At 67.1% G+C, this 26,789-nt stretch carries 24 protein-coding genes and 1 pseudogene; 14 read left to right on the top strand and 11 right to left on the bottom strand.

The window, feature by feature from the left end; all coding sequences use genetic code 11:
* Positions 1–72: 72 nt before the first annotated feature.
* A complete protein-coding gene (locus ACT2FV_RS02745; RefSeq protein WP_059608475.1) occupies positions 73–279 on the bottom strand; it encodes a hypothetical protein in 207 nt (68 codons plus the stop codon).
* A 316-nt stretch (positions 280–595) separates the two neighbouring features.
* Complete coding sequence (locus tag ACT2FV_RS02740; RefSeq protein ID WP_174919656.1) at positions 596–1,201, bottom strand: alpha-ketoglutarate-dependent dioxygenase AlkB family protein; 606 nt, start codon at positions 1,199–1,201, stop codon at positions 596–598.
* Positions 1,202–1,454: 253 nt separating this feature from the next.
* Between ACT2FV_RS02740 and ACT2FV_RS02735 the strand changes: the two genes are divergently transcribed.
* Positions 1,455–2,042 carry a malonic semialdehyde reductase gene (locus ACT2FV_RS02735; RefSeq protein WP_151048633.1) on the top strand — a complete coding sequence of 196 codons (588 nt, stop codon included), beginning with the start codon at positions 1,455–1,457 and terminating at the stop codon, positions 2,040–2,042.
* A 7-nt stretch (positions 2,043–2,049) separates the two neighbouring features.
* Here ACT2FV_RS02735 and ACT2FV_RS02730 read toward each other — a convergent pair whose 3' ends face one another.
* On the bottom strand, positions 2,050–3,198 hold the full coding sequence (locus ACT2FV_RS02730; protein ID WP_444503149.1) for a metallophosphoesterase: 1,149 nt from the start codon (positions 3,196–3,198) through the stop codon (positions 2,050–2,052).
* 506 nt (positions 3,199–3,704) lie between these two features.
* Between ACT2FV_RS02730 and ACT2FV_RS02725 the strand changes: the two genes are divergently transcribed.
* From ACT2FV_RS02725 to ACT2FV_RS02705, 5 genes are all read left to right on the top strand, one after another.
* Positions 3,705–3,998, top strand: a complete 294-nt coding sequence (locus ACT2FV_RS02725) for a hypothetical protein (protein ID WP_444503148.1) — start codon at positions 3,705–3,707, stop codon at positions 3,996–3,998.
* Positions 3,995–5,044 carry a multidrug transporter subunit MdtN gene (gene mdtN / locus ACT2FV_RS02720; RefSeq protein WP_059608479.1) on the top strand — a complete coding sequence of 350 codons (1,050 nt, stop codon included), beginning with the start codon at positions 3,995–3,997 and terminating at the stop codon, positions 5,042–5,044. Before ACT2FV_RS02725 ends, mdtN begins: the two co-directional genes overlap by 4 nt.
* The gene (locus tag ACT2FV_RS02715) at positions 5,025–7,085 is read left to right on the top strand and encodes an FUSC family protein (RefSeq protein WP_444503147.1); all 2,061 of its coding nucleotides are present in this window, start codon (positions 5,025–5,027) and stop codon (positions 7,083–7,085) included. The genes mdtN and ACT2FV_RS02715 overlap by 20 nt, the downstream gene beginning before the upstream one ends.
* On the top strand, positions 7,072–8,616 hold the full coding sequence (locus tag ACT2FV_RS02710; RefSeq protein WP_444503146.1) for a TolC family protein: 1,545 nt from the start codon (positions 7,072–7,074) through the stop codon (positions 8,614–8,616). The genes ACT2FV_RS02715 and ACT2FV_RS02710 overlap by 14 nt, the downstream gene beginning before the upstream one ends.
* Positions 8,617–8,947: 331 nt before the next feature.
* A complete protein-coding gene (locus ACT2FV_RS02705; RefSeq protein ID WP_059608483.1) occupies positions 8,948–9,655 on the top strand; it encodes an MgtC/SapB family protein in 708 nt (235 codons plus the stop codon).
* 49 nt (positions 9,656–9,704) lie between these two features.
* Here ACT2FV_RS02705 and ACT2FV_RS02700 read toward each other — a convergent pair whose 3' ends face one another.
* A complete protein-coding gene (locus ACT2FV_RS02700; protein WP_124628957.1) occupies positions 9,705–10,424 on the bottom strand; it encodes an autoinducer binding domain-containing protein in 720 nt (239 codons plus the stop codon).
* 73 nt (positions 10,425–10,497) lie between these two features.
* Between ACT2FV_RS02700 and ACT2FV_RS02695 the strand changes: the two genes are divergently transcribed.
* From ACT2FV_RS02695 to ACT2FV_RS02685, 3 genes are all read left to right on the top strand, one after another.
* Positions 10,498–10,941: a DUF4902 domain-containing protein gene (locus tag ACT2FV_RS02695; protein WP_124628955.1), complete on the top strand. Its 444-nt coding sequence runs from the start codon at positions 10,498–10,500 to the stop codon at positions 10,939–10,941.
* A gap of 208 nt (positions 10,942–11,149) precedes the next feature.
* Positions 11,150–11,758, top strand: a complete 609-nt coding sequence (locus ACT2FV_RS02690; protein ID WP_059608485.1) for an acyl-homoserine-lactone synthase — start codon at positions 11,150–11,152, stop codon at positions 11,756–11,758.
* A 52-nt stretch (positions 11,759–11,810) separates the two neighbouring features.
* Positions 11,811–12,569 (top strand): hypothetical protein, encoded by a 759-nt coding sequence (locus tag ACT2FV_RS02685; RefSeq protein WP_174919662.1) that lies wholly within the window; start codon positions 11,811–11,813, stop codon positions 12,567–12,569.
* Between the two features lie 352 nt (positions 12,570–12,921).
* On the opposite strand, the gene ribA is transcribed toward ACT2FV_RS02685, so the two are convergent.
* Complete coding sequence (ribA, locus tag ACT2FV_RS02680) at positions 12,922–13,572, bottom strand: GTP cyclohydrolase II (RefSeq protein WP_151048510.1); 651 nt, start codon at positions 13,570–13,572, stop codon at positions 12,922–12,924.
* A 177-nt stretch (positions 13,573–13,749) separates the two neighbouring features.
* Between ribA and ACT2FV_RS02675 the strand changes: the two genes are divergently transcribed.
* The gene (locus ACT2FV_RS02675; RefSeq protein ID WP_124628951.1) at positions 13,750–14,211 is read left to right on the top strand and encodes a CBS domain-containing protein; all 462 of its coding nucleotides are present in this window, start codon (positions 13,750–13,752) and stop codon (positions 14,209–14,211) included.
* 153 nt (positions 14,212–14,364) lie between these two features.
* Here the strand turns inward: ACT2FV_RS02675 and ACT2FV_RS02670 are convergent, their stop codons facing one another.
* Positions 14,365–14,694, bottom strand: coding sequence for a DUF4148 domain-containing protein (locus tag ACT2FV_RS02670; protein WP_059468447.1), 330 nt, complete (start codon positions 14,692–14,694; stop codon positions 14,365–14,367).
* Positions 14,695–15,207: 513 nt separating this feature from the next.
* Between ACT2FV_RS02670 and ACT2FV_RS02665 the strand changes: the two genes are divergently transcribed.
* The gene (locus ACT2FV_RS02665) at positions 15,208–15,606 is read left to right on the top strand and encodes a GreA/GreB family elongation factor (protein WP_059608488.1); all 399 of its coding nucleotides are present in this window, start codon (positions 15,208–15,210) and stop codon (positions 15,604–15,606) included.
* Between the two features lie 188 nt (positions 15,607–15,794).
* On the opposite strand, the gene ACT2FV_RS02660 is transcribed toward ACT2FV_RS02665, so the two are convergent.
* Positions 15,795–16,913: a porin gene (locus tag ACT2FV_RS02660; protein WP_012366341.1), complete on the bottom strand. Its 1,119-nt coding sequence runs from the start codon at positions 16,911–16,913 to the stop codon at positions 15,795–15,797.
* A gap of 612 nt (positions 16,914–17,525) precedes the next feature.
* Here ACT2FV_RS02660 and ACT2FV_RS02655 point away from each other — a divergent pair.
* Positions 17,526–17,708, top strand: a pseudogene (locus ACT2FV_RS02655) (hypothetical protein); the annotation flags it as partial.
* A gap of 73 nt (positions 17,709–17,781) precedes the next feature.
* On the opposite strand, the gene ACT2FV_RS02650 reads toward ACT2FV_RS02655, so the two are convergent.
* Positions 17,782–18,393, bottom strand: coding sequence for a cysteine hydrolase family protein (locus tag ACT2FV_RS02650; protein WP_059608489.1), 612 nt, complete (start codon positions 18,391–18,393; stop codon positions 17,782–17,784).
* Positions 18,394–18,867: 474 nt separating this feature from the next.
* Here ACT2FV_RS02650 and ACT2FV_RS02645 point away from each other — a divergent pair, with 474 nt between their 5' ends.
* Positions 18,868–19,116, top strand: coding sequence for a hypothetical protein (locus ACT2FV_RS02645; RefSeq protein WP_239007352.1), 249 nt, complete (start codon positions 18,868–18,870; stop codon positions 19,114–19,116).
* Positions 19,117–19,377: 261 nt separating this feature from the next.
* A complete protein-coding gene (locus ACT2FV_RS02640; RefSeq protein ID WP_151048507.1) occupies positions 19,378–20,133 on the top strand; it encodes a glucose 1-dehydrogenase in 756 nt (251 codons plus the stop codon).
* Positions 20,134–20,271: 138 nt separating this feature from the next.
* On the opposite strand, the gene ACT2FV_RS02635 is transcribed toward ACT2FV_RS02640, so the two are convergent.
* The 3 genes from ACT2FV_RS02635 to ACT2FV_RS02625 all read right to left on the bottom strand — a co-directional run bounded on the left by ACT2FV_RS02635 (position 20,272) and on the right by ACT2FV_RS02625 (position 26,786).
* Positions 20,272–21,789, bottom strand: coding sequence for a purine-cytosine permease family protein (locus ACT2FV_RS02635; protein WP_444503145.1), 1,518 nt, complete (start codon positions 21,787–21,789; stop codon positions 20,272–20,274).
* Positions 21,790–22,119: 330 nt separating this feature from the next.
* Positions 22,120–23,616 carry an efflux transporter outer membrane subunit gene (locus ACT2FV_RS02630; RefSeq protein WP_151048505.1) on the bottom strand — a complete coding sequence of 499 codons (1,497 nt, stop codon included), beginning with the start codon at positions 23,614–23,616 and terminating at the stop codon, positions 22,120–22,122.
* The gene (locus tag ACT2FV_RS02625) at positions 23,613–26,786 is read right to left on the bottom strand and encodes an efflux RND transporter permease subunit (RefSeq protein ID WP_444503144.1); all 3,174 of its coding nucleotides are present in this window, start codon (positions 26,784–26,786) and stop codon (positions 23,613–23,615) included. Before ACT2FV_RS02625 ends, ACT2FV_RS02630 begins: the two co-directional genes overlap by 4 nt.
* Positions 26,787–26,789: the final 3 nt, after the last annotated feature.

The following is a 26,789-nucleotide window of genomic DNA, read 5'->3' as shown; positions in this document are numbered from 1 at the left end:
AAGGAAACGGATGGAAAAGCGGATGGAAATAAACGACCGCGCCGATCCGCGAACGGGATCGGCGCGACGGCGTCAGGCCGTCACGGCGGCGTCGTACTCGACGCGCGCGAGCTGACCGGCGGCATAGGCGTCGGCTTCGCCGCGGAAGCCGTCCGTGCTGAATGCAACGACTTTCACACCGACGCCAGATGCCCGCTTCACCGTCAGCGCCCATTGCCATCCGCCGTCTTGTTCGAAGACGTGCAGCGAGGGTTCGAGGGATGAGTCCAGTACGGTCACGGGTTGTGCTCCTGCCCTGCGCGCCGCATCGGCAACGCGTCGGACATGTCGAAAAGATGCGCCGGCTCGCGGCGCGTTTCAGCTATTCGACAGTCTAGTCAAGGAATGTTGCGACGCACCATCAGGGCTTACACCTGCCTATCAGAACCGGGCGGTCGATGAAATCCACCTGAAATCCTTATGGCACGGGCCTTACGGGCCTATTCCCCCCGCACGCACACAACGTGTGCGGCAACGTGCCGCATGGACGACCGATGGACTGGATCGGTTGAAAACGGGTCGCGACCCCGGGTGGCGAACCATCCGATCGGCGCGGCTACGGGCCCGCCTCGGCCGTCACCACCCGCCGGAACGTCAGGTTGACGCGCTCGCCCTGCACGGCCGGCGCCTTCGGCACTCGGTGCTGCCATTCGACCTGCGTGCGGCCGCGCATCACCAGCAGGCTGCCGTGCGTCAGCCGGTACGCATGCACGACGCCGGTCACACGATGACGCAGGTCGAACACGCGCATCGCGCCGAGGCTCACCGACGCGATCACCGGCGCGTCGCCGAGCTCCGGCTCGTTGTCCGCGTGCCAGCCGAGACTGTCGTGCCCGTTGCGATAACGATTGAGCAGCACGCTGTTGAAGCGCGCGCCGCAGGTCGCCTCGACCGCGTGCTTCAGGTCGAGGACGGCCGGCGTCCACGGCGCGGACACGTTGCGGATTCCCGAATACACGTAGACGGCGTCGGGCTCGCCCTGCCACGCGGTGAGCCGCGGCAGCGGAATGCGTCCGCGTGGCGTGCGGATCGTGTCCTGCCGCCACGCGACCTCGTCGATCAGCGCGGCCAGCACGCGATCGGCCTCGGCCGGCGCGAGCCAGTCCGGGTACCAGTCCACGTCGGGCGCGGGCGTATCGGCGAAAAGATCGGGCGTCGACATGTCGGAATCAGGCAGGGGTGAACGATGCGGGCGAACCATGTCTGCATGGTAGCCAACGGCGACGCGCGCCGCCATGCGCTGTCATTCCGGCGCGTCACACGCCCGAGCGCTCGAATCGCCGATTGCGACGCCGGTGCGTTTTCGCGCGCCACGCTATCATCGCGCCGTGTCGCAGCGCGCCCTTATCCAGGGCGCCGCTTTCTTCCGCCATGCCGGCCGGCGCGACCCGGCCGCTTTCTTTCCGGATCCCATCATGACGACGCTCTCCGATGCCGCCCTCGATCAACTGTTCCGCATCGCGCGCACGCACAACGCGTGGCAGGACAAACCCGTCGACGACGCGCTGCTGCACCGGCTGATCGACCTGACGAAATTCGGCCCGACGTCGGCGAACTCGAGCCCGGCGCGCTTCGTGTTCGTCAAGTCGCCCGAGGCGAAGGCGCGCCTGAAGCCCGCGTTGTCCGAAGGCAATCTCGCGAAGACGATGGCCGCGCCCGTCACCGTGATCGTCGGCATGGACTTCGCGTTCTACGATCACTTGCCGCGCCTGTTTCCGCACGCCGACGCACGGAGCTGGTTCGCCGGCAACGCTGCGCTGATCGAGGCCACCGCATTCCGCAACGCGTCGCTGCAAGGCGCGTACCTGATCCTCGCCGCGCGCGCGCTCGGCCTCGATGCCGGCCCGATGTCGGGCTTCGACGGCGCGAAGGTCGATGCCGAATTCTTCGCGGGCACCGCGATCAAGAGCAATTTCCTCGTGAATCTCGGCTACGGCGACCCGGCCGGCCTGTTCCCGCGCAGCCCGCGCTTCGACTTCGACGATATCGCGCGCATCGAGTGACGCGTCGCTAACCGCCGCGCGTCAGCCGGATCAGCGCGATCTCGGACGGCACGCCGAAGCGGTTCGGCGGCCCCCAGTATCCGGTGCCGCGGCTCGTATAGAGCCACAGATCGCCGAAGCGGCTCAGCCCGCCGATCACCGGCTGCTGCATCCGTACGAACGGCGGCCACGGCAGGAACTGGCCGCCGTGCGTATGCCCCGACAACTGCACGGTAAAACCCGCGCGGCTCGCCGCTTCCGCGCTGCGCGGCTGGTGCGCGAGCAGGATCTTCGTGCCGACGTCGCACGGCGCGCCCGCCAGCGCCTGCTCGGGGTCGCTGCGATGCGCGGGATCGAACCCGCCGGCGGTGAAGTCGGTCACGCCCGCGAGCACCGCGCGCGCGCCGTCGTGCTCGATCAGCACGTGCTCGTTCAGCAGCACCGTCAGCCCGATGCGCCGGAATTCGTCGATCCACTCGTGCGCACCCGCGTAATACTCGTGGTTGCCCGTCACGAGAAAGCTGCCGTGCCGCGACCGCATGCGGCCGAGCGGCGCCGTATGCTCGCGCAGGCGCTTGACCGAGCCGTCGACCACGTCGCCCGTCACGACGACGAGGTCGGCCTCGAGCGCATTGACCGCGCGCACGATCCGTTCGATATAGGGACGCTTGATCGTCGGCCCGACGTGGATGTCGGACAGTTGCACGATCGTCAGCCCGTCGAGCGCGGCCGGCAGCCCGTCGACCGGAATCGACACGCGCTTGACCGCCGCCGTGCGGCGCGCGCCGACGAACCCGATCGCGGTGACGAGCACCGCGGCCGCCAGGACGCCGAGCGCCGTATCGGCTGCAGCGCCGCTCCACGCGCCGTCGTGCCCGAGATGCCGCCACGCGAACACGCCGAGCAGCACGAATTCGCGCAGGAACGTCAGCACGAGCAGCGACGAAAAGAAGCCCATCACGAGCGAGCCGGCCCAGCCGATCAGCGTCGCGGCCCAGCCTTCGTCGAAGCGGCGCGAGAACATGCCGACCGGAATCAGCACGACGAAGCTCGCCAGCACGAGCGCCGCGATCGTGCGCGCCGCCGGCGACGCGAATGCGTCGGGAATGATCCGCATCCCGACGTACAGATGGAACAACACGCCGATTGCAATGAACCGGACAAAGAAACTTCGCATGGAGCGCTCACCTTCGTTGCAATACGGCTTCCGCGAAATCCGTCACACGGGGCCGTGACGCCCCATGCCGCGCTTCGCGCCATACATACGATGGTACACAGATCCCGGCTACGACGACCGGTCGCGACCACGGGTGGAGGCTCGCGTGGCTTCGGGCGGTGATCGCGCCGTTTCCACGCCGATTCCGCCGCGTCGGCACGAGAAATGCAGCGCGCCCTCTTTAATCTGACGATCCTTTACAGTCCGTTAGCAACCCTACACGAGCGCACGCTGGCAGAATCGCGACGATCCGCACGCCGCTGCCGAAACGCGATTCCGGACGGCCCGATATGGCCGCCGGGCCTTTCACGGCCGGCCACGGGGCGTGCCGCACATGCGGGACGGACGGCTGGCGGTCCGCATCGTGCTGCTTTATTATCGGCTCCGTATCGCGGAATCGTCGTCGCGGCGGCGAACCGCATTGCGCCGCGCCCGGCATCCACCCCCATCGTCGAGCTCGCCACACCATGAGAAAAACAACGCCGCGCGCGCCCTTGCGCGTCGCCGCCGTCCTGGCGCCCGCCCTGCCGCTCGCGGGCTGCGCATCGCGCGGCGCACCGTCGTACGTGCTGTTCGGCGCGTATTTCCCGCTCTGGCTCGTCAGCGCGATCATCGGCATCGTCGGTGCGATCGTCGCGCACCGCATATTCGTCGCGACCGGCTGGGCCGCCACGGTCCCTTACCAGCTTGCCGTCTGCACCGCGATCGGGCTCGTGGTCGCCGTGATCGTCTGGCTCACCGGCACGGGGCCGTTCGCATGAAGGCCGCCGGAACCGCCCGCCCGTCCATCAAAGGCCGTGCGATCGCGCTCGCGATCGTCGCGCTCGGCATCGCGGCGCTCGCATACGCGTACCACCGCACGACGGCCTACCCGTCCACCGACGACGCGTCGATCGACGCGGACGTCGTGCATGTCGCATCGCCTGTCGGCGGGCGCATCGTGCGGCTCGCGGTGCATGAAAACCAGCGCGTCGCCAAAGGCGACCTGCTGTATGAAATCGATCCGGTGCCGTACCGGCTGACGGTTGCGCAGGCGCAGGCCGATCTCGAGCTCGCACGCGCATCGCTCGACACGCGCCGCCGGTCGCTGATCGGCGAGCGCTCGAACGCGGCGGTCGCCGCCGAGCAGGTCAAGCGCGCGACGCAGAACGCCGACCTCGCGACGCGCGACGTGAACCGGCTCGCACCGCTTGCCGCGCAGGGCTACGTCAGCGCGCAGCAGTTCGATCAGGCGAAGGTCCGCCAGCGCGACGCGGCCGTGTCGCTCGCGCAGGCGCAGGAGCAGCAGCGCGCGTCCGCGCAGACGATCGGCGACGACGCCGACGCGATCGCGACGCTGCATGCGCGCGAGGCCGCGCTGGCCCGCGCGCAGCACGCGCTCGACGACACGGTCGTGCGCGCCCCGCACGACGGGCTCGTGACGGGCCTGAGCGTGCTCGCCGGCGAAACCCTCGCACCGAACCAGTCGATCTTCACGCTGATCGACGCGAGCGAATGGTTCGCCGTCGGCAATTTCCGCGAGACGTCGCTGAACCGCATCGAGCTCGGCGACTGCGCGACCGTCTATTCGATGATCGACCGCAGCCGCCCGATGACGGGCAAGGTCGTCGGCATCGGCGCGGGCATCGCGGACAGTGCTCGCATCAACCTGCCGCGCTCGCTGCCGATCGTGCAGAACTCGGTTAACTGGGTGCACGTCGCGCAACGCTTCCCCGTGCGCGTGAAGCTCGACGAACCCGACGGCAAGCTCGTGCGCGTCGGCGCCAGTGCGATCGTCGAGGTCCGGCATGGCTCAGCCTGCCGCTGACGTCCGCTCGCCGGGCCTGCGCGAAGTCCTGCGACTGCTCGCGCCGTTTCCCGGGCGCACGGCGATGGCCGTGCGCGTCGCGCTGATCTGCGCGCTCGTCGTACTGGTGACGAGCGGGTACGGCACGCCGGAGGCCGCGATCTCCGTATACGTCGTGTTCTTCCTGAACCGCGCGGACCGCGTGACGAGCGTCGTGCTCGCGGTCGCGATGCTGCTGCTCGTCACGGTCGTCATCGCGCTCGTGATGGGCGTCGCGATCTTCAGCATCGACTATTCGATCCTCCGCGTCGCGTGCATGGCCGTGGTGTCGGTCGGGCTGCTCTACCTGACGTCGGCAAGCAAGCTGCGCCCGGTCGGCGCGATCCTCGCGATGATCGTCGGCTTCGGGCTCGACCAGCTCGGCCTGGCGCCGTTCGGCGAAGCCGCGACGCGCGCGCTGCTCTATGCGTGGCTGATGGTCGCGATCCCGGTCGGCGTCGCGATCGTCGTCAACCTGCTGATCGCACCGTCGCCGCGCAAGCTCGCGCAGGCGCAGCTCGCGAAACGGCTGCGTCTCGCCGCCCGGCGGCTGCGAGGCGATGACGGCGACAACGCGCGCGCCGCGTTCGACGCGAGCCTGCGCGAAGGCGACAAGCAGTTGCTCACGTGGCTCAAGCTGTCGAAGCTCGAAGGCTCGTCGGCGGCCGTCGACGTCGTCGCGCTGCGGCAGGCCATCGCGTCGAGCACAGCGCTGCTCGTCGCGGTCGCGCTCGCCGACCGCGAACCCGACGCAAGGCTGCCCGACACGTTTGTCGAGCCGATTGCAACGACGCTCGACGACATGGCCGCCATCCTCGAACGCGGCGGCTATCCGGTCGACGTGACGCTCGCGCTGCCGGCAGCCGATACGCTGCCGCCGCTCGCGCGCGTCGTCGCAACGGATCTGCACACGGCGATCACGCATTTCGCGGAACCGGCCTCGAACGACGCATCGGCCGATACGGCCACCGCCGACACGCCTGCCGAGCCCGCCGCACCGCCTGCGCCGCCCGCCCCCGGCGGCGGCTTCTTCCTGCCCGATGCGCGCACCAATCCCGACCACGTCCGCTATGCGCTGAAAACGACGGTCGCTGCGATGTTCTGCTACCTGCTTTACTCCCAGCTCGACTGGTCGGGCATCCACACTTGCTTCATCACCTGCTACATGGTGTCGCTCGGCTCGACGGCCGAAACGGTCGAGAAGCTGACGCTGCGCATCGCCGGCTGCATCGTCGGCGCGCTGATCGGGACGGCCGCACTCGTGTTCGTCGTGCCGTCGCTGTCGTCGATCGGCGAGCTGATGGCGCTCGTGTTCGCCGGCGCGTGGCTCGCCGCGTGGGTCGCGTTCGGATCGCCGCGCATCGCATACGCGGGCTTCCAGGTCGCCTTCGCGTTCTTCCTGTGCGTGATCCAGGGCGCGGGCCCCGGCTTCGACCTCACGCTCGCGCGCGATCGAACGATCGGCATCCTGCTCGGCAACGTGGTCGTGTATCTCGTGTTCACGCGCATCTGGCCGGTCAGCATCGGCAAGCAGATCGACACGGCGCTTACGGCGCTGCTCGACCAGTGGCGGCGCCTCGCGCAGATCGCGCAGCCGGCCGAGCGGCGCGCACTGGCCGCCGAAGCGTTCGCACGCCACGGCGCGATCGCGCAGGAGCTCGGCCTGATCCATTACGAGCCGTCGTGGGTGCGGCCGGCCGCCACGTGGCTCGCCGCGCGACGGCGCGCACTCGCGGAACTCGGCGCGCTCGAAGGCCCGCTGTTCCTGCTCGCCGAACGCGCACCGGGCGACGCGGCGATCGGCGATCGGCTCGCACGCGTGGTCGACCTGCGTGACGGCGAAGCCGCGCCTCATGCGGCCTCCCCCGCGCCGCCGGCCCCACCGCCGGGCGCCGCCCCCGCTGCCCCCATCGACCCCGCACGCGACGCGCTGCTGAACCTGATCGACACGCGGCTCGCGCACATTGCCGACGACGCCCGTCAAGCCACACCGAAGGAGCCTGTTCCCCATGCGCCTACCTGAACCGCCGGCCGCCTCGATCGCCGCCGCCGCCCTCGCGACCGCCGTCGCGCTGGCCGGCTGCGCGACGTCGTCGATCGATCTGGCGCCGGAGGCGTCCGACCGCCCGTGGCAGCCGCAAACATCGGCCGCGGGCGACATCGTGCCGGCACCGCCGCTCACGACCGCGCAAGGCGCGCACGACTACACGCTGCCGGCCACGCCCGCGCTCGCGTCGGTATCGCCGCCTGCCACGCTCGATGCCGCCCATGCGTACACGCTGCCCGAACTGATCGATCTCGCCGAATCGGCGAACCCGCTGACGCGCATCGCATGGAACGACGCGCGCAACGCGGCGCTCGCGGTCGGCATCGCGAAGGCCGCGTACCTGCCGAACCTTTCGGCGACCGCGATGGGCGCGTACCAGACGAGCCACGGCTCGACGTCGACGCTCCTCGGCGACGCGTCGAGCAACACGACCGTGCACGGCACGATCTCGGCGCTGTCGCTGCAATGGCTGCTGTTCGATTTCGGCGGCCGCGCGGCGCGCGTCGAAGCGGCCGAGCAGGCGTCGATCGCGTCGAACGTCGCGTTCACGGCCGTGCACCAGCAGGTGATCCACGACGTGACCGTCGCGTATTACCGGTACGAAGCCGCCCGCTCGCGCGCGGCCAGCGCGCAGCAGGGCCTCGCGAACGCGGACGCGATCCTCGCGGCGTCCCGCGCGCGGCTCAAGCATGGCGTCGGGACGGTCGTCGAGCTTGCGCAGGCGACGCAGAACCGTGCGCAGGCGAACCTCGCGCTCGTGCAGGCGAGCGGCACGGAAAGCGACAGCTACCTCGCCCTCGTCTCCGCGCTCGGCATCTCGCCGCTGTCGAAGCCGACGATCGCCGCGCTGCCGAAACGGCCGCTGCCGCCCGCGCTCGGTTCGTCGGTCGACGCGATCGTGTCGGACGCGATCGCGCGCCGCCCCGACCTGCAGGGCGCGTTTGCGCTCGAACAGGCCAATCGCGCAAAGATCAAGGCTGCGGAAACCGCGTTCATGCCGAAAGTCTTCCTGTCCGCTTCGACGTCGTACGCAAGCGGCGGCACGGCCATCACCGCACTGCCCGCGATCGGCGACCAGGCGCCGACCGTCAACCTGAACGGCAGCCGCTACGGCGGAGGCGTGTTCCTCGGCGTGACGATTCCGCTGTACGACGGCGGCCTGCGCTCGGCGGTGCTGATGCAGGCGCGCAACGACGCGCAAAGCGCGTCCGCGCGCCTCACGCGGACCAAGGAGGAAGCCGTGCGCCAGGTCGTCGCCGCGCAGAACGCGGTGCAGACGAGCCTCGCGTCGCACGACGCGGCCAAGGCGCTCGTCGATGCCGCGCAGACGAGCTACGACGCGGCGCTGACCGCGTACCGCATCGGTGTCGGCTCGGTCACCGATGCGACGATCGCGCAAAGCCAGCTGCTCGCGGCCCGCAACGCGGAAGTCGACAGCTACGCCGGCGCGCTGTCGGCCGCCGCCGCGCTCGCGCTCGCGACAGGGACGATCGGCGCGTCGCAGTAGCCGTCGCCGTGACGCACCGGCCGTTCGCGGCCGGCCACCAGACGGGTTGACGCCTGCGCGGACGGCCCACTAGAATGCCGCCCATTCTTCCTTCAGGAACCATCGTGGACAGTTGCAGCACTCCGTTGCGTGCGCCGCTTGCCGCCTGAACGCCTGTCCGACGCAGTTCTCCTGCCGCGGCTCGCGTTCCGCGAGCCCGCATGCCATCCGTTTCACACTGAATGACGCATTCGCGCGGTACAGTACCGCGCGATGACGGCCATCGTGCCGCGTTCGGCCTCGCGCCGCCGCGACGCGGGCCGGCATGCGCACTTGGCACGGCAGAACAAACATGACTTTCGATTTCGCACTCCGTCTTTTCACTGCGTTCGCCTGCGGCGTCGCGATCGGCCTCGAACGCCAGATGCGGCAACGCACGGCCGGCCTGCGCACGATCACGCTCGTCGCGAGCGGCGCCTGCCTGTTCGTCACGCTCGGCGTGCTGACCGGCAACGGCGTGGCCGGCGTCACGCAGATCGCCGCGTACGTCGTGTCGGGCGTCGGCTTTCTCGGCGGCGGCGTGATCATGCGCGACAAGGGCTCGATCCAGGGCATCAACACGGCCGCGACGCTGTGGTGCTCGGCCGCCGTCGGCGTACTGGCCGGCTCCGGGCACTTCGTGCCGGCACTGGCCGGCACGGGCGTCGTGCTGCTCACCAACACGGTGCTGCGCGGCGTCAGCCAGGCGATCAACGCAACCCCTGTGTCGAACGCCGACCTCGTGCGCGAATACCAGATCACGGTGATCTGCCTGGACGCCGACGAAGTGCACATCCGCACGCTGCTGTCGAATTCGATGTACGCGAAGCCGCTGTCGTTCCAGAGCCTGACGAGCGAAGACGTGCCCGACCAGCCGGACCGCCTGAAAGTGACGGCGACGCTGAAGCTGCACCCGAAGGATCAGCAGAAGCTCGAGCAGATCGCGAGCCGAATGAGCATGGAGAAGAGCATTTCCAGCGTGAGCTGGACCGCGAAGGAAGCGGAGCCGATGATGGAGTGAGCGGCGGCGACGCCCGGCGCGGCACGATCGCCCCGCCGCCAGCGCCGGATCAGGGTGTATCGATGAGTCCGGCCGCGATCGCCTTGACGACCGCCTGAACCTTGTTGGTCGCGCCGAGCTTCTCGAGGATGTTGTTCACGTGGAAGTTGACCGTGCGCTCCGAGATGCTGAGGATCTGGCCGATCTCGCATGCGGTCTTCCCCTCGGCCGTCCAGCACAGCACCTCGCGCTCGCGCGCGGTCAGCGTGACGCTCGACTCGGGCGACAGCTTCGGCACCATGAAGCGGCTCATCAGCGAATGCGACAGGTTCGCGAGCCAGTTGGTCTGCAGCGTCAGCATGTTGATCTCGGCCGGCGTGAGCCGGTCCGCGTGACGCGCGATGCTCAACAGCCCGAACGCGCCGCGCGCCGCCCAGCTCGACTGCGCGACGCCCACCGACAGCCCGTAGTCGCGCGCGTCCTGCCACAACGGGCACGGATCGATCCGGTCGACGTCCGGCCAGACGATCATGTTGGTACTGAGCGCGCCGTCGCGAACCGTCGAGTCGATCTCGATGTAGTTCTGGGCCTGATAGTGCGCCATCCAGCCGTCCGGATAAGTATTGAAGATCGCGACGGCCGGCTTCGACACCGGCAGCGGCACGCGAATGCCGTAACAGCAATATTCGAAGCCGAGGCGTTTAGAATAAGCGGCGATCCGCTGGAAGAGCTGCTGCTCGTCTTCCGCGGCGCTGAATTGTTGGTAGGCATCCTGCCAGCGCAGTTCCATTCATTCTCCGACAACGTTACGCTGTCATACCTGTCAGGTGCCAGCGCCGGTTCGGGGCTGATACATTCCGCGCATGACTTCACCTTTGTTGCATCCGGTCCGTGGCCCGTCTCCGGACGGCTACGTGCGCCTGTCCGAAAGCGCACTGGCCGCGCTCGTGCTCGACCACGTCGCGAGCGGCCTCGATGCATCGCTGCTCGCGGAACTACGCGACAGCGCCATCGACGCGCGCCTGGCCGGCTACACCGAATGGCATCGCCCGGCCAGTGCCGGCGTCGCATACCTGACGGTCGGCTGGGACTGGTATCTCGAGCGCGCGACGGGCACGTTCGTGATCGCGGGCGGCGACGTGCGCAGCAACATCATGGCCGTCGACGCCACCGGCGCCGATCTCGGCATGTTCCGCACCGCCGCCGTGCTCGCCGCGCGGCTCGCACACGTCGACTGGCCGGCCGCGGTCGCATCGTCGCTGCTCGGTCGCAACGACGCCTATCATGCCGGTCCCACGCTCCAGTGACAACCGGCCGCGCTTTCCTCTGACATTTCCGTACGACTGGCGCTCTTTATAAGCAAAAGCCGCCCGCATTTCAATCCCGCCGATCAGGAAACCGATACCATCGGTCAAATGGTATCGGCCACCCTCACCCTGTAAGAGTTACTAGTTACCGCCCCCTCGGGACGCGCGCTGTAATGCGTGCATACCAAAGTACAGATCCGAGGACACCATGCGGACCTTCGTTCACGAGGAAGGGCGGTTGCCACACGAACTTGCAGCGGATCTCGGGCGCTATCGGCGCCGCGTGTTCGTCGAACAGCTCGGTTGGGCGCTCCCGTCGGCGAACGAAAGTTTCGAGCGCGACCAGTTCGATCGCGACGATACCGTCTACGTGTTCGCGAGAAACGCCGACGGCGACGTGTGTGGATGTGCGCGCCTGTTGCCCACCACGCGCCCGTATCTGCTGAAGTCGCTGTTCGCCGACCTGATCGCCGACGACGTCGCGCTGCCGGAATCGGCAGCCGTCTGGGAGCTGTCGCGGTTCGCGGCAACCGGCGACGAAGGCGCTCCGGGCAATGCCGAGTGGGCCGTCCGCCCGATGCTCGCCGCAGTCGTCGAATGCGCGGCGCAACTGGGCGCGCGGCAGCTGATCGGCGTGACGTTCGCGAGCATGGAGAGGCTGTTCCGCCGGATCGGCGTGCACGCGCACCGGGCAGGCCCCCCGAAACCGGTGGACGGTCGTCTGGTTGTCGCGTGCTGGATCGACATCGATCCGCAAACGTTTGCCGCACTTGGAATTGAGCCGGGACGGGCTGCCCGGCAGGCCATCGCCGCCTGAGCCGGAACGCGCGTAGTCCGGCCGGGCGGAACCGTAACGAAGGAGAACCACCGTGGACCAGTCTCAGGTCTTTCGCGCGATGATGCCCGGGTTGACGGGTACCGGCGGCGCCCGCATCACAGTCACCTACCCGTCGTTTCCGCGGCCGCTGCCGCTCGTCCGGCTCGATCGCAACGGGCTCGTGTTCCGGGCGGCCGGCGCGGCACCGCTCGTGTGCGGGTTGCCGCGCGCGGCGACGCTACTGGTTGCGGACGAGCCGCTCTGCTCGCTGCGCCTCGTGATCCGCGACGTCGCCGCTATCGGCGACGGCCAGCACGACCTGACGATGCAGCCGTCCGGGGCCACCGGCGACGAACTACTGTGGCACGCGCTGCGCGACCGCGAACCGTACCGGCAGATCGGGCAGCCGCTTGCGCCCGTCGACGCAGCCATGGCGCCGAACGGCGAGCCGCAGGCCGCCGGCGCCACGCGGCGTCCGTCGCGCAGTGCGGCGTTCCGTCTGCGCTGCCGCAGCGATGCGCTGTTCTTCGCCGACTGGCTCGAATATCACTTCGACGAGCTGCGCGCGCTGTCGCAACGGCACGGGCCGCAATTGCAGCTCAAGCAGTTGCAGCGGCAAGTCACCGACGACGAGGTGGGCGTGCGCTTCGTCTACGACATCGACGGACACGCGACGCGGCACGCGCTGACCGACTGCGCGCGCGAGGCCTGTGCGTGGATCGAGATGGAAATGCGCGACAAGTACGCGGTGCCGGTTGCGCAGGAGCGGTTCGGCGCGTTTGCGGCGCATGCATGGGCGGCCGGAATGTGAGAGCGGCAACGGCTTCGCGGACACAGCCAGGAAAACTCACCAAGGTTGCGTTGCACAATTACAACTAGGGCTTGCCAGCCCTCGGGTTTTCCCTTAAAGTTATATCCGTCTCCTCCATGTCTCCAAACATGGATTCAGCCCGTTCCAGTAGCGGGCTTTTTCTTGCCCGCGATAATTTATCGGGGACACATCATATCCGCTATCCGCCCATGGTCCGCACACCTGGCCGGCCCCGGACAGCAGTATTGGGATACATCCGGACAGACGCTCGACGAAGCAGACGGCTACCGAAAAGGCTGCAAGGCACGAAATCCAGATGAGACAAGGGGCTCCGAAGAGCCCCTTGTTTTCGTTACTCGTTTTCTTCGAAGTAATGCCCGAACTTCGCCTGCTTGGTCCGGATGTAACGCTCGTTTTCCTCGCGTACGGGCACCGCAAGCGCCACGCGTTCGCAGACGGGAATGCCGTGCTTCACGAGCGTGTCGAACTTCTTCGGGTTGTTGCTCATCAGTCGCACCGACGTCACACCGAGGATCCGGAGGATCGCTGCGGCCGAGTCGTATTCGCGGGCGTCGTCGGGCAAGCCGAGATCGAGATTCGCCTCGACGGTGTCGCGCCCCTGCTCCTGCAACGCGTATGCACGGATCTTGTTGCTCAGGCCGATACCGCGCCCTTCGTGGCCACGCAGATACAGCAGCACGCCGCGGTCTTCCGCCGCGATGTAACGCAGCGCGAGATCGAGTTGCTCGCCGCAATCGCAGCGGTAGGAGCCGAACACGTCGCCGGTCAGGCATTCGGAATGCAGCCGCGTCAGCACGGACTGCTCGCCGGTGACGTCACCCATCACGAGCGCGAGATGTTCGGCATCGCTGCCCGATACGCGGAATGCGTACGACGTGAACGTACCGTAGCGCGTGGGCAGCGACGCGGTGGCGACGAGTGTCACGCACTCGTCGGCCCGGCCATTGCCCTGCGTGGGCGATTGGGGACGCGAAGACATCATGAATTCAATCGAAACGATCAGGAATGTAGGAGTTGTGTGGATAGTGCGTGCCCGGAGTTTACCGCTAATCTGGAAACGTCACGCGACTGCCGTAGCGGGCCCGGCTATACTGGGCCCATCGGGTGCCGCGCATCACGCCCTGCCTTCCCTGCATCGTCCCGCACACGGAGAAAGCAAATGAGCACGACTGTCGCGCAAATTCTCAAAGCCAAGCCGGATTCCGGCCGCACGATCTACACCGTCACGAAAGCCGATTTCGTCTATGACGCCGTCAAGCTGATGGCGGAAAAGGGAATCGGCGCATTGCTGGTCATGGAGGGCGACGACATCGCGGGCATCGTCACCGAGCGCGACTACGCGCGCAAGGTCGTGCTGCAGGACCGTTCGTCAAAGGCCACCCGCGTCGAGGAAATCATGACGGCCAAGGTGCGCTACGTCGAACCTTCGCAATCCACCGACGAGTGCATGGCGCTGATGACCGAACACCGGATGCGCCACCTGCCCGTCCTCCAGGACGGCAAGCTCATCGGCCTGATCTCGATCGGCGACCTCGTGAAGAGTGTGATTGCCGATCAGCAATTCACGATCAGCCAGCTCGAACACTATATCCACGGCACGCCGGCGGTCACGTCCGTCTGACCCATCCCAGCAAAAAAGGCCCAAACGCGCGAGCGTCTGGGCGGAAAAGCCGCCGGAATGCGGCGACGGAGGTTCTGCTCTGCTGACGCAGACGCGCGCGAGTAGCGCGCGTCCCGTCGGTCACATGCTGTGCTCGGGCAGACCCGGGGATGTTCAGTTGCCGAAGTAGACGGAGTTCACGGGATTCGGGGCTTCACGCGTCATGCGGCGGCCCGACTGGCCTGCGCCCGTCGCCACCGCACCATAGCCGCTCGTGTCGGCTTGGGCGAGCATCGGCTGGTTCGGCTGGATGCGTTGTTCAGCGGCCTGGATGTTCTGCGGATATTGCGCATCGCTCGCGAGCGGCTTGTAGCCGTTCTGTTCGAGTTGCACGAGTTCGGCCCGGACCTGGTCGCGGGTCAAGCCCTGCTCGGACTGCGCGAACGATGCGATCGGGGCGGCAAGGACGGATGCAGCGATCGCTGCGTAGATGATCGACTTCATGGTGGACCTCCGAAATATGTTCTCTTTTGGCGTCGCTTCCGGCGGGACTGTCTGAAGCGATGGATCAAGTGTAGTGCTCGCAATACCAAGGGGAAACCCTTGGTTTGAACATACAGCGTTGCATTTTCGGAAAAAATCGACCGGTGTCACCGCGCGAGATCGTCATTACTTAAATCATTTCCACAACAATGCCTGACGAAAGGCCGACAGCCTAATCACCGATCCGGAAGGTTGTGTTGTAGAATCGTAAGGTTTTATTCGCCCGTCGATCCCCTATTCACCATGCACGCGCCCACGCCTCTCTCGGTTTCGCTGTCCGGCCCGGCCGGCGTGCGTGCGCGCGCCGGCCATCCGGCGCCCCCCTGCCTTCGACGCACGGCCCAGGCACCGCTCGCCCCTGCCCGGCGCCTGATCTGACAGCACGGCCTCCTCCCGGAGCCAGGTCAGACAGGCTCCGGGCGATCCCCATAGGCACGCCATGCCTGCCCCATGCCGATCATTTGGAGAACTGCCATGAAACAACGCCTTTACCAGTTGACCGAACTCGACGTCGCCCGTCTCGAGAAGCACGCCGAACACAACCCGCGCTTCCAGACGATGCTCGACACGCTGCTCGAGCGCGCGGATATCGTACAGCCCGACGCCATCAAGGCGAACGTCGTCACGATGAACTCGCAGATCACGCTGCTCGACGAAGCGTCCCAGGAACAGGCCACCTGGACGATTGTTTATCCGGATGCCGCCAATCTCGAACTCGGACGCCTGAACGTGTTCTCGCCGGTCGGCATGGCGCTGCTGGGCACGCAACGCGGTCAGTTGGTGAAGGTGTTGCAGCCGAGCGGCGTCGAAAAGCTGATGAAGGTCGCGGCGATCGTGTTCCAGCCGGAAGCCAACGGCGAATACACGCGCTGACGCCGCTGCAGGCCGGCAGCGTACCTCCGGCCATATCAAACAAAAAGCGAGGCTCTGAGCCTCGTTTTTTTGCGTCCGGACGAGACGCACCGTCGTCGCAACCCGCGTCGTCGTATTCGACAGGCGAAAAAAAGGCGCCCGAAGGCGCCTTTTCGATACTGCGAAGCGGGTTACCCCGCTTGTCACGCTTAGAAGCGGTGACGCAGACCAACCGTTGCTGCGGTTTGGTTGATCGACGAGCTCGGCAGGTTGTTGCTGAAGCTGTCGCCGTTGTAGATCGACGCGCCGATGCCGTTCTTCGCTGCACGCTGGTACACAGCTTGTGCGTAGACGTCCGTGCGCTTCGACAGCGAGTAGTCAGCTTGCAGGCCGAACTGGTTCCAGTGCGTGCTGCCGTTGTTGATCTTCGCGTTCGTGTACGTGTAAGCAGCGCCCAGGCCGAGAGCCGGCGTCAGGTTGTACTTCGCGTTGACTTCGTAGTTGTCCGTGCGCAGCGTGCCCAGACCAACTGCGTTGTTGTCGAGACGTGCTTGCGTCCATGCAGCGCCGACTTGTGCCGGGCCGAATGCGTAACCGGCAGCAGCACCGTACGTGCGGACGCGGCCTTGGCTAGCGATGCCACCGATTGCCGACGACGTCGCGCCGTTTGCGTTCGTACCGTCACCCAGGTTCGCTTGCGAGTATGCACCCGCCAGCTTCAGGCCTTGGAATTGGTATGCAACGCCTGCGCTGTACGCACGGTTGTTACCAAAGTTCGTGTTGTTCGAGAACGAGTACGTGCCGCCGAATTGCAGGCCAGCGTAGTTCGCGCTCGTGAATTTGATGGTGTTGTTCGCTGCGACGTCACCGGTCGTGCTCAGACGGTCGAGGTTCAGCGGGTGCGCGAAGTACGTGCCGCCCCACGAGCCCGTTGCCGTCAGCGGCGCCAGGTAGTCTTGCGTTGCGTCATACTGCTTACCCAGCGTGACCGTGCCGTACTGGCTCGACAGACCGACAAATGCTTGACGGTTGAACATGCCGCCGTTGTTGCCCAGCTTGCCGTTACCGATGCCGAAGCCGCTTTCCAACGTGAAGATTGCCTTCAGGCCGCCACCCAGGTCTTCCGAGCCACGCAGGCCGAAACGGCTCTGGTCAATGCCCGAACCCATCGCCCAACGCGACTTGCCAGCTTGGCCGAGAGCCGGCTGGACGTTGCTCGTGTAGGTGATGCCTGCGTCCAGCACGCCGTACAGCGTGACGCTGCTTTGCGCGTGAGCGACGGTAGCGAACGATGCTGCAGCTGCTGCAACGATCAGAGTCTTGTTCATTCGTGGAGCTCCCTTCTAAAAAGAGGCAGGTCTCGCGACCTTGTTCATAAACGGTCTGCAACCGCCCGGGAACGCCATCGGTCCTTCTGGCCGCGCCCGGATAGTTGCCCGTTTGGGAACCGTGAGTTTAGGGGTGTACCCTAGGGGCGCGATCCGCAAATAAAGAAATAAGCTTTTCCAGAACTAGAAATAATGGAAGTGGGGGAGCGATATAAGTATTTGTTTTAACGTATTTTTTTGACTGATTGACGGATGCTTTTTGGAGGCCCTCATCCCACCATTCTTTCGTGTCATCGTCTTGACGGTTGCATAGAAACAACAAACGGAATCGATGGAACCACGCAAAAACGGTAATTTTTACCCAGATCAGTCTCAAATATTGGGCCTGCTCGCCTAAAACGCTGCGACCGAACTGTAAACACATGCCCGTGTGGCCGTGGCCGACCCTATTGGGCCGTCAGCGTCTGAAGCGTGGGACCGGCGGCCGGCGCCCCGGCTGCCCGCAAGCCGTCGTGACATGCGGTAACAGCCTTGATGACCCGCGTAACCCGGTCGCAGGACCAGCAGACTAGCGTAAGGCGCCCCGATTACATATTAGATAGAGGACTCGCCATGAATCGGCGTTCGCTGTTGCGCGCCATCGGACTGACCGCCGCCGTCGCCGCCACCGCCGATCGGCTGCGCCCCGCCTCGGCCCAACCCGCACCGCCCAGGTATAGGCCTCCCGGCCCGCCTCCGGCCCCCGGCAGGCCGCCTCATGTCGATCGCCCGGGCTTCGCTGCCAGGCCGTCTCGCGCCGCCTGACCGCGCCAGGGGCGTCGTCCGCCTGCGCGCCGCCGCACACGGCTCGAGCCCGGCCGCACGCGCATCAGGCGACGTCGAGCGCGAGCACCTGTCCGGTCGTCAACACGTCGCCGAACGTGTCCGACAGCGCGGCCAGCGTGGCGCGATGGAGATCGCGGTGCGGCACCGTGCCGCCGTCCGCGACATCGAGATCGCGCGTCGCGCACGCGTCGTCGACGACGATCACCGCGTAGCCGAGCGGCACGGCATCGCGGGCCGCGCCGGCGACGCACGCATGCGTCATCAGCCCGGTGACGATCAGCGTGTCGATGCCGGCCGCCTTCAGGCGCGCGTCGAGGTCCGTCGTCGGGAACACGCTCACCGACGTCTTCTTCACGACCGCGTGATGCGGCGCCGGCAGCAGGTCCGCATGAAAGCGGAAGCCGTCGCTGCCGTCGGCGAAGAGCGGGCCGCCGGCAGCGCCGACGTGCTGGATGTGAAATACCGGGATGCCGGCGCGATCGGCGAACGCGATCACGCGTCGCGCATTGCCCAGCGCGCGCGGTCCTTCCGGAATCGGCAGGCGGCCGCTGAAATACTCGTTCTGGAAATCGATCACCAGCAGCGCGGTGCGGGCGGCGTCGATCGACCTCGGCGCGCTCGCGCCGGCCAGGGTACGGATGGTCGGATGTTGCATGGGTCGCTCTCTACTCAAGGTTGGCACACCGAACGGAACGGCGGCCCGGCACAGCCGCGCCGCCGCACGCGGTCAAGGCAGGTTGCAGTCGTGAACCGGCTGCCGTGACCACGATGCGCCAGTGTCGGGCCGTGCGACCCTGCGCGACAGCGGACCGCGGGACAACGTCCGACAGGATCGGGCCAACCTGCGCGCAACCGTCCACGACAGCGCGGCTGCCCGCCACGCAAACAACGGATACGTGACGGTCGAGGGCCCGAACGCGCGATAACGCGCGGAGGCGCCCACTCGCCTCTCCCCCATCGCGCCGCGCCCCCGCGGCTCGTCCGTTTGGATGGCACGAAGCGCCAGGTTTGTTGTCATCATGGCCGTCATTCGTCGCATGTCGCATCGAACGGCGCCGCGCACGCTCGCGCCCCCGCCATGGAGACACCATGAACGCCCCCGTCCTCGGCGCCGTCGACCAGATCGGCCATGTGGTTGCCGATCTCGACCGCAGCATCGCGCACTGGCGCCCGCTACGATGCGGTCCCGTCGACCGTGTCCCGCGACGTGCGTCTCGACGGCTGCTACCTCGGTGAAGCGGCGACGGTCACGATCGATGTCGGTCTCTCGTATCCCGGCAACCTGCAGATCGAACTGATCCACGTGACGAACGACGCGCCGTCGCCGTACCGCGACATGCACGGGCAACCGCTCGCGGGCCTGCATCACGTCGCATGAGCGGTCGACGATCTCGATGCCGCGGTTGCGCAGCTCACGGCGCTTGATCTGCGCGTCGTGTTCGAAGCGCGCAACCCGGACACGCGCGTCTCCCTCCTCGACGACGCCGACGATCCCGGCGTGCGCGTCGAATTGATCGATCGCGCGCGGCATCGCCGAAGCACGCGCACGGGATGGCGCCGATCCGGTCCGCATCATCGACGCGTCGGCCGCCGCATGAGCGGGCTCGTGCGTCCCCTTTCACTCACAGGAGAAAACACGATGAAACGACTCGAAGGCAAGGTGGCGCTGATCACGGGCGGTGCCCGCGGCCAGGGCGAGGCGGAGGCACGCCGATTCGTCGCCGAAGGCGCACGCGTGGTGATCGCCGACGTTCTGGACGACACCGGACAACGCGTCGCGGCCGAACTCGGCAACGCCGCGCGCTACCAGCATCTCGACGTGACGGACGAAGACGACTGGCACACCGCCGTTCATGCGACGCTCGCGCACTTCGGCCGGCTGGACATCCTCGTGAACAACGCGGCGATCCTGAAGCTCGTGCCGATCGAGTCCTGTTCGCTCGACGACTATCGCAAGGTGATCGACGTGAACCAGGTCGGCTGCTGGCTCGGCATGAAATCGGCACTGGCCGCGCTGAAGGACGCGGGCGGCGGCTCGATCGTCAACGTGTCGTCGACGGCCGGTATGGAAGGCGTGGCCGGCGGCAGCGCGTATGTGGCGAGCAAGTTCGCGGTGCGCGGGATGACGAAGGCCGCCGCGCTCGAGTTCGGCCGCTATGGAATCCGCGTGAACTCGGTCCATCCGGGCGGCATCGACACGGTGATGGCACGCCCGCCGGAATACGCCGATTTCGACCCATCGTCGATCTACAGCGGGCTGCCGATCGCGCGCATCGGCAAACCCGACGAAGTGGCGAGTCTCGTGCTGTTTCTCGCGTCCGACGAATCCGCGTATTGCACGGGCGCGGAATTCATCGTCGACGGCGGGATGCTCGCAGGCAGCACGTTCCACTGATCCGCTGCGGGGTCGACGGACAGGTCAGGCCGCTCATCCGCACCGGCAATCACGGATCCGAAAACGATCATGCCGCCGGCGGCTTTCCCGCGCGGCGGCACGATGGCTTCCTTAACGAAGCAGCAAGCGGTGCGGCGCTCAATACCCCTTCGGCTGGATCGCCGGCGTGCCGACGCCGCGCGCCGCCTGCCTGCGGCCGCGCACGAGGAAGCGTCCGTTCGGGCCGTATACACCTTCCGCTTCCGGATGCAGCGTCAGCAACACGAAATACAGCAATCCGCCGACCAGCAGCGACACCGGCACGCTTAGATCGAACTCGCCAGCCAGGTTGCCGAGCGGCCCGACGAACTGGCCCGGCAGGTTCACGAACGACAGCCCGATGAACGCCGCCGGCAGCCACGCGCCCATCGCGCGCAGGTTCCACCCGTGCGTGAACCAGTAGTGGCCGCCGCGCAGCCCGCGGTTGAACACCTGCAGGTCGTCGGCGAGATAGAAGCCGCGACGCGTTACGTAGCCGATCACCATGATCGCCATCCACGGGCAGCTGAACGTGTCGATCAGCGTCGAGAACGTCGCGACGCTTTCGACGAGGTTGAACCAGAAACGGCCGACGAAAATGAATGCGATCGCGATCGTGCCGATCAGCAGCGTCGCACGCACACGATTCAGGAAGCGCGGAAACATGCTCGACACGTCGAGGCCCGTGCCGTACAGCGCGGTCGTGCCGGTCGACATCCCGCCGATGATCGCGATCAGGCACATCGGCAGCAGGAACCAGCGCGGCGACACGGCGAGCAGCCCGCCGACGTAGTCGTTCGATGCGATGAACGCGGGCGCCTTCGACGCGATGATCGTCGCGGTCGCCAGGCCGAAGAAGAACGGCACGAAGGTCGCGATCTGGGCAGCGAACACGGCGCCCATCACGCGCCGCTTCGGCGTCTGTTGCGGGATGTAGCGCACCCAGTCGCCGAGCGTCGACGCGAACGACACAGGGTTGCTCAACGCGACCAGCACCGCGCCGACGAACGCGGCCCAGAATCCTGCACTGCCCTGGCTCAGCTTGCCCGCGTAGTTCATGTCGAACATCCCCGCGAACGCGAACAGGCCTGCGACGAACAACAGGCTCGCCGCCCACACGGCGATCTTGTTGACCCACAGCATGAAGCGAAAGCCGTAGATGCAGACGATCAGCACGAGCACCGCGAACACCATGTACGCGGCGCCGAGCGTGAAGCCGTTGACAGGCACGCCGACCATGTTGTGCGCGCCGCCGACGAGCGCGTCGCCCGAGCTCCACACCGCGAGCGAGAAGAACGCGATCGACGTGAGCAGCGCGAGGAACGAACCGACGATCCGGCCGTGGATGCCGAAATGCGCGCCGGACGACACGGGGTCGCTCGTGCCGTTGCGCGGGCCGAACAGGCTCATCGGCGCGAGGATGCAGGTGCCGGCGAGTACACCAAGCACGATCGCGGCGACGCCCGCCTTGAACGACAGCCCGACCAGCACGGGGAAGCTGCCGAGCACCGACGTGGAAAACGTATTGCAGCCGCCGAACAGCAACCGGAACAGATCGATCGGACGTGCATAGCGCGATGCGTCGGGAATGCGCTCGAAACCGAACGATTCAACTTGCGTAATCCTGCCTTCAGCCATTTGTCTCCAACTCCTCTGGTGCATCGGTACGGCCTGCGACTTCGGCCATACGACACATCGTCATCAATTTGCGGCCACTCTAAACCGGATCGGGCGGCGCAAATATCACGCATTCGAGACGTTTACGACGAAGGAGAACAATGTTTCGCGGCGGGAAATCGTCCGTTTGCCGCGCCGCGCATGCGGTGCGGGCGATTGCGGTGCCGGCGATGCAAGGCAGGTGCGACGGCGAGGCGCGGGGCTGCCGTCAGCGGACACCAGGTCGGCGCTCCGCCCCCTGTTGCACGGCGGGCGGACGACCCGCGCCAGCCTGCCTCGCGGCCCGGCGTGCTACTGCACCGATCGCGCGACCGGCCCCGGTGCGGCCTGCGCCGTTCCCGCCGGCCAGCCTCCCGCGAGCGCCTTGTACAGCACGACCGTCGACGCCGCGCTGCGCATCCGCCCGTCGGCCGCCGCGTCCTGCGCCTGCAGCAGCGTCCGCTGCGCGTCGAGCACTTCGTAATAGTCGATCGCGCCCGCCGAGAAGCGCGCCTGCGCAAGCTGCGCCGCGCGTGCGCTGTCGTCCGCCGCCCGCACGAGGTGCGCGGTCTCGTCCCGCGTGCGGGCAACGCGCAGCAGCGCGTTCTCGGTTTCCTCCAGTGCGCCGAGCACGGTCTGCCGGTACTGCGCGAGCTGGCCGGCCGCCTCCGCGTCGCTCGCCGCGATCCGCGCGCGCACGCGGCCTACGTCGAGGAACGACCAGTCAACGCCGAGCGCGATCAGGTTCGTGTCGCTGCCCGCACGGAAGAACCCGTAGCTGCTCGTCGCGCTGCCGAGCAGCCCCGACAGCGTAAAGCGCGGAAACAGGTCGGCCGTCGCGACGCCGACCCGCGCGGTCGCCGCGTGCAGCCGTGCCTCGGCAGCCGCCACATCGGGGCGCCTGCGCAGCAGGTCGCCCGGCGTGCCGGGATCGATGTCGGCGGCAAGCGCCGGCAGCGGCACCGGCGTGCCTTTCGATGCGTCGTCGTTCGGGATGTCGAACCGGCCGATCAGCGCATCCGGCGTCTGTCCGGTCAGCACCGCGAGCCGGTGCTCGTCGACGCCGATCGCCGATTCATACACGGCGATCCGCGACATCGTCGATTCGTACTGTGCGCGCGCACGCGCCGCATCGAGCTCGGAACCGCGCCCCGCGCCGACGCGCGCATTGATCAGCGCGAGCGTCTGCTTCTGGTTGTCGGCGTTCTCGCGTGCGATCCGCAGCCGCTCCTGCGAGCCGCGCAGATCCACGTACGTGCTCGCGACCTCGCCCGCGATCACGACACGCACCGCGCGTACGTCGGCCGCGCTCGCGGCCGTTTCCGCGCGCTGCGACTCGATCGACCTGCGCACGCGTCCGAACAGGTCCAGTTCCCACGCCGCGTTGATCCCGACATTGGATATCGGCGTATCGCGCTGGCTGCGCGGTGCGCCGAACGCCTGGTCCTTGCTCATTAGCTGGTGGCCGATCTGGCCGCTCGCGGTAATCGTCGGATAGCGATCGAACGTGGCATGCGACAGCAACGCGTTCGACGCGTCGTAGCGCGAGACGGCGACCTGCAGGTCGTGGTTCGCCGCGAGCGCCGAGTCGATCAGCTGCGTCAGCGCCGGATCGCCGAAGCCGTCCCAGAACGTGGCATCGGCAGCCGCCGACGCGTCCGGCGACGTCGCGTCCTGCGTGGCCGGATGCGCGTCGCGTGCGAAGCGCGCGGCAGCCGCCGTGTCTGGCCGTTTGAAATCGGGGCCGACCGCGCACGCGGCGAGCGTCAGCGACATCACGAGCGCGGAAAGACGGAACGCGGCGCTCATCGGTTTTCTCCTTCGAGGGTGCCGTGCTGTTCGCTCCACACGGCCGGCGTGCCGCCCGCGAGCTTGCGGATCGCCACATAGAACACGGGCGTGAGGAACAGCCCGAACAACGTGACGCCAAGCATCCCCGCGAACACGGTGACGCCGGTGGCCGCTCGCACCTCGCTGCCCGCGCCGCTGCCGATCAACAGCGGCACCGCGCCCGCGATGAACGCGACCGACGTCATCACGATCGGCCGCAACCGCAGCCTGCACGCCTCGAGCGCGGCTTCGATCACGCCCTTGCCCTGGATTTCAAGCTCGCGGGCGAACTCGACGATCAGGATCGCGTTCTTGCACGCGAGGCCCATCAGCACGACGAGACCGACCTGCACGAACACGTTGTTGTCGCCGCCGGAAAGCCATACGCCGAACAGCGCCGCGCACATGCATACCGGCACGATCAGGATCACCGCGAGCGGCAGCGTCCAGCTCTCGTACAGCGACGCGAGCACCAGGAACACGAGCATCACCGCGAGCGGGAACACGACGATCGCCGCGTTGCTCTGCGTGACCTGCTGATAGCTGAGGTCGGTCCATTCGAGCGTGATGCCCGGCGGCAGCACGTCCTTCGCGATCTGCTGCAGCTTCGCGATCGCCTGCGACGACGACATCGCCTTCGGGTCCGCGTCGCCGATCAGGTCCGCAGCCGGATAGCCGTTGTAGCGGACGACCGGGTCCGGCCCGTACGCGGGCACGACCGTCACCATCGAGCCGATCGGCAACATCTCGCCCTTCGCGTTGCGGGTGCGCAGATTCGCGATGTCGGCGGCCGTCTGCCGGTGACCGGCATCCGCTTGCGCCATCACGCGGTACACGCGGCCAAACAGGTTGAAGTCGTTCACGTACATCGAGCCGAGATAGACCTGCAGCGTGCTGAACAGGTCGGTCAGCGAGACGCCCTGCGCCTTCGCCTTCAACCGGTCGACCTTCATCTCGAGTTGCGGGATGTTCGCCTGGTACGAGCTGACCGGGTAGCTCATCCCCGGCGTCTTCGCGACCGCGGCCTGGAACGCGGTGAGCGCGTTCTGCAAGGCGCCGTAGCCCAGCCCGCCGCGATCCTCCAGGTACAGCGAATAGCCCGAGCCGTTGCCGAGGCCCTGGATCGGCGGCGGCATCAGCGCATAGGTAATGCCGCCACCGATGGCCGAGAAGCGCGCGTTCAGATCCGCGTTGATTTCCGCGGCGCTGCGGTGGCGCTGGTCGAACGGCTTCAGGATCACGTACGAGTTCGTGATGTTCGGCGTGTTCACGCCCTGCAACGCGTTCAGCCCGGCGAACGCCGGCACTATCTCGACACCGTCGGTGCCGAGCGCAACCTTCGTCATCTGCTCGGTCACCTCGCTGGTGCGCGCGAGCGATGCGCCTTCCGGCAACTTCGCGCCCGCGAACAGGTACAGCTTGTCCTGCACGGGGATGAAACCGCCCGGCACCGCGTTGAACAGCAGCGCGGTCGCCGCGAGCAACACCGCATAGACGGCGAACACCACGCCGCGCCGCTTCAGCGCGCGACCGACGACGCCGTGATAGCGGTCGGAGCTGCGCTCGAAGAAGCGGTTGAACGGATGGAACAGCCAGCCGAACGCGCGGTCGAGCCCACGCGCGAGCGCATCCTTCGGCGTGCCGTGCGGGCGCAGCAGCTTCGCGGCGAGTGCGGGCGACAGCGTCAGCGAATTGATCGCGGAGATCACCGTCGAGATCGCGATCGTCACCGCGAACTGCCTGTAGAACTGGCCGGTCACGCCCGACATGAACGCCATCGGCACGAACACCGCGCACAGTACGAGCGCGATCGCGACGATCGGCCCCGACACCTCGCGCATCGCCTGATGCGCGGCGTCGCGCGGGCTCAGCCCCTGTGCGATGTTGCGCTCGACGTTCTCGACCACCACGATCGCATCGTCGACGACGATCCCGATCGCGAGCACGAGCCCGAACAGCGTCAGCGTGTTGATCGAATAGCCGAGCAGATAGAGCCACGCGAACGTGCCGACCACCGATACCGGCACCGCGACGAGCGGGATGATCGACGCGCGCCACGTCTGCAGGAACAGGACCACGACGAGCACGACCAGCACGACGGCCTCGATCAGCGTGTGCTGCACCGCGCCGATCGATTCGCGCACGAACACGGTCGGATCCCACACCGGGCGATACGCGATGCCCGGCGGGAAACGCTTCGACAACTCGTCGAACTTCGCATACACGGCCTTCGCGACCTCGAGCGCGTTCGCGCCCGGCGACAAGAAGATGCCGACCACGGCCGAATGCCGGTCGTTGAAATACGAGCGCAGCGTGTAGTCGCCCGCGCCGAGCTCGACGCGCGCGACGTCGGATAGCTTCACGACCTGGCCGTCGTCGCCGTTGCGCAGCACGATGTCGCCGAATTCCTGCACCGTGCGCAGCCGGCCGCGCACATTGATCGACAGCAGGAAGTCGTTCTTCTTCGGCGTCGGCTCCGCACCCAGCTGGCCAGCCGATACCTGCACGTTCTGCTCGCGCACCGCGGCGATCACGTCGCTCGCGGTCAGCCCGCGCGATGCCAGCCGGTTCGGGTCGAGCCAGAGCCGCATCGCGTAGTCGCCGGAGCCGTATACGCCGACATCGCCGATGCCGGTCAGGCGCGACAGCTCGTCCTTCACGTTCAACGTCAGGTAGTTGCGCAGGTACAGCGAATCGCGGCTGTTGTCTGGCGAATAGAGGCTCACGTACATCAGCGGCGTCGGCGACTGCTTCTGCGTGGTCACGCCGTACTGGCGCACCTCGTCGGGCAGGCGCGACAGCGCCTGGCTCACGCGGTTCTGCACGCGCACGGCGGCCGTGTCGGGATCGACGCCCTGCAGGAAGGTGACGACGACCTGCAGGCTGCCATCCGAGCCCGCGACCGACTTCATGTACATGATCCCTTCGACGCCGTTGATCGCTTCCTCCAGCGGCTCGGCGACCGATTCGGCGATTTCCTTCGGGTTCGCGCCCGGGTACGTCGCACGCACCACGACGCTCGGCGGCACGACTTCCGGATATTCGCCGGCCGGCAGCATCGGGATCGAGATCAGGCCGAGCGCAAAGATGACGATCGACAGCACGACCGCGAAGATCGGCCGGTCAATGAAGAATCGGGAAAAATCCATCGC

It is taken from the genome of Burkholderia sp. PR2, assembly GCF_052372875.1.
Lineage (GTDB): Bacteria > Pseudomonadota > Gammaproteobacteria > Burkholderiales > Burkholderiaceae > Burkholderia > Burkholderia diffusa.
Note: the sequence above shows the minus strand (reverse complement) of the source record. Positions and strands in the feature narration are given on the sequence as shown.

Excerpts from the sequence above, each read along its gene's own strand:
- ACT2FV_RS02740 (WP_174919656.1), bottom strand. The coding sequence starts at position 1,201 with ATGTCGACGCCCGATCTTTTCGCCGATACGCCCGCGCCCGACGTGGAC.
- ACT2FV_RS02735 (WP_151048633.1), top strand. The coding sequence starts at position 1,455 with ATGACGACGCTCTCCGATGCCGCCCTCGATCAACTGTTCCGCATCGCG.
- ACT2FV_RS02730 (WP_444503149.1), bottom strand. The coding sequence starts at position 3,198 with ATGCGAAGTTTCTTTGTCCGGTTCATTGCAATCGGCGTGTTGTTCCAT.
- ACT2FV_RS02725 (WP_444503148.1), top strand. The coding sequence starts at position 3,705 with ATGAGAAAAACAACGCCGCGCGCGCCCTTGCGCGTCGCCGCCGTCCTG.
- mdtN (WP_059608479.1), top strand. The coding sequence starts at position 3,995 with ATGAAGGCCGCCGGAACCGCCCGCCCGTCCATCAAAGGCCGTGCGATC.
- ACT2FV_RS02715 (WP_444503147.1), top strand. The coding sequence starts at position 5,025 with ATGGCTCAGCCTGCCGCTGACGTCCGCTCGCCGGGCCTGCGCGAAGTC.
- ACT2FV_RS02710 (WP_444503146.1), top strand. The coding sequence starts at position 7,072 with ATGCGCCTACCTGAACCGCCGGCCGCCTCGATCGCCGCCGCCGCCCTC.
- ACT2FV_RS02705 (WP_059608483.1), top strand. The coding sequence starts at position 8,948 with ATGACTTTCGATTTCGCACTCCGTCTTTTCACTGCGTTCGCCTGCGGC.
- ACT2FV_RS02700 (WP_124628957.1), bottom strand. The coding sequence starts at position 10,424 with ATGGAACTGCGCTGGCAGGATGCCTACCAACAATTCAGCGCCGCGGAA.
- ACT2FV_RS02695 (WP_124628955.1), top strand. The coding sequence starts at position 10,498 with ATGACTTCACCTTTGTTGCATCCGGTCCGTGGCCCGTCTCCGGACGGC.
- ACT2FV_RS02690 (WP_059608485.1), top strand. The coding sequence starts at position 11,150 with ATGCGGACCTTCGTTCACGAGGAAGGGCGGTTGCCACACGAACTTGCA.
- ribA (WP_151048510.1), bottom strand. The coding sequence starts at position 13,572 with ATGATGTCTTCGCGTCCCCAATCGCCCACGCAGGGCAATGGCCGGGCC.
- ACT2FV_RS02675 (WP_124628951.1), top strand. The coding sequence starts at position 13,750 with ATGAGCACGACTGTCGCGCAAATTCTCAAAGCCAAGCCGGATTCCGGC.
- ACT2FV_RS02670 (WP_059468447.1), bottom strand. The coding sequence starts at position 14,694 with ATGAAGTCGATCATCTACGCAGCGATCGCTGCATCCGTCCTTGCCGCC.
- ACT2FV_RS02665 (WP_059608488.1), top strand. The coding sequence starts at position 15,208 with ATGAAACAACGCCTTTACCAGTTGACCGAACTCGACGTCGCCCGTCTC.
- ACT2FV_RS02660 (WP_012366341.1), bottom strand. The coding sequence starts at position 16,913 with ATGAACAAGACTCTGATCGTTGCAGCAGCTGCAGCATCGTTCGCTACC.
- ACT2FV_RS02650 (WP_059608489.1), bottom strand. The coding sequence starts at position 18,393 with ATGCAACATCCGACCATCCGTACCCTGGCCGGCGCGAGCGCGCCGAGG.
- ACT2FV_RS02645 (WP_239007352.1), top strand. The coding sequence starts at position 18,868 with ATGTGGTTGCCGATCTCGACCGCAGCATCGCGCACTGGCGCCCGCTAC.
- ACT2FV_RS02640 (WP_151048507.1), top strand. The coding sequence starts at position 19,378 with ATGAAACGACTCGAAGGCAAGGTGGCGCTGATCACGGGCGGTGCCCGC.
- ACT2FV_RS02635 (WP_444503145.1), bottom strand. The coding sequence starts at position 21,789 with ATGGCTGAAGGCAGGATTACGCAAGTTGAATCGTTCGGTTTCGAGCGC.
- ACT2FV_RS02630 (WP_151048505.1), bottom strand. The coding sequence starts at position 23,616 with ATGAGCGCCGCGTTCCGTCTTTCCGCGCTCGTGATGTCGCTGACGCTC.
- ACT2FV_RS02625 (WP_444503144.1), bottom strand. The coding sequence starts at position 26,786 with ATGGATTTTTCCCGATTCTTCATTGACCGGCCGATCTTCGCGGTCGTG.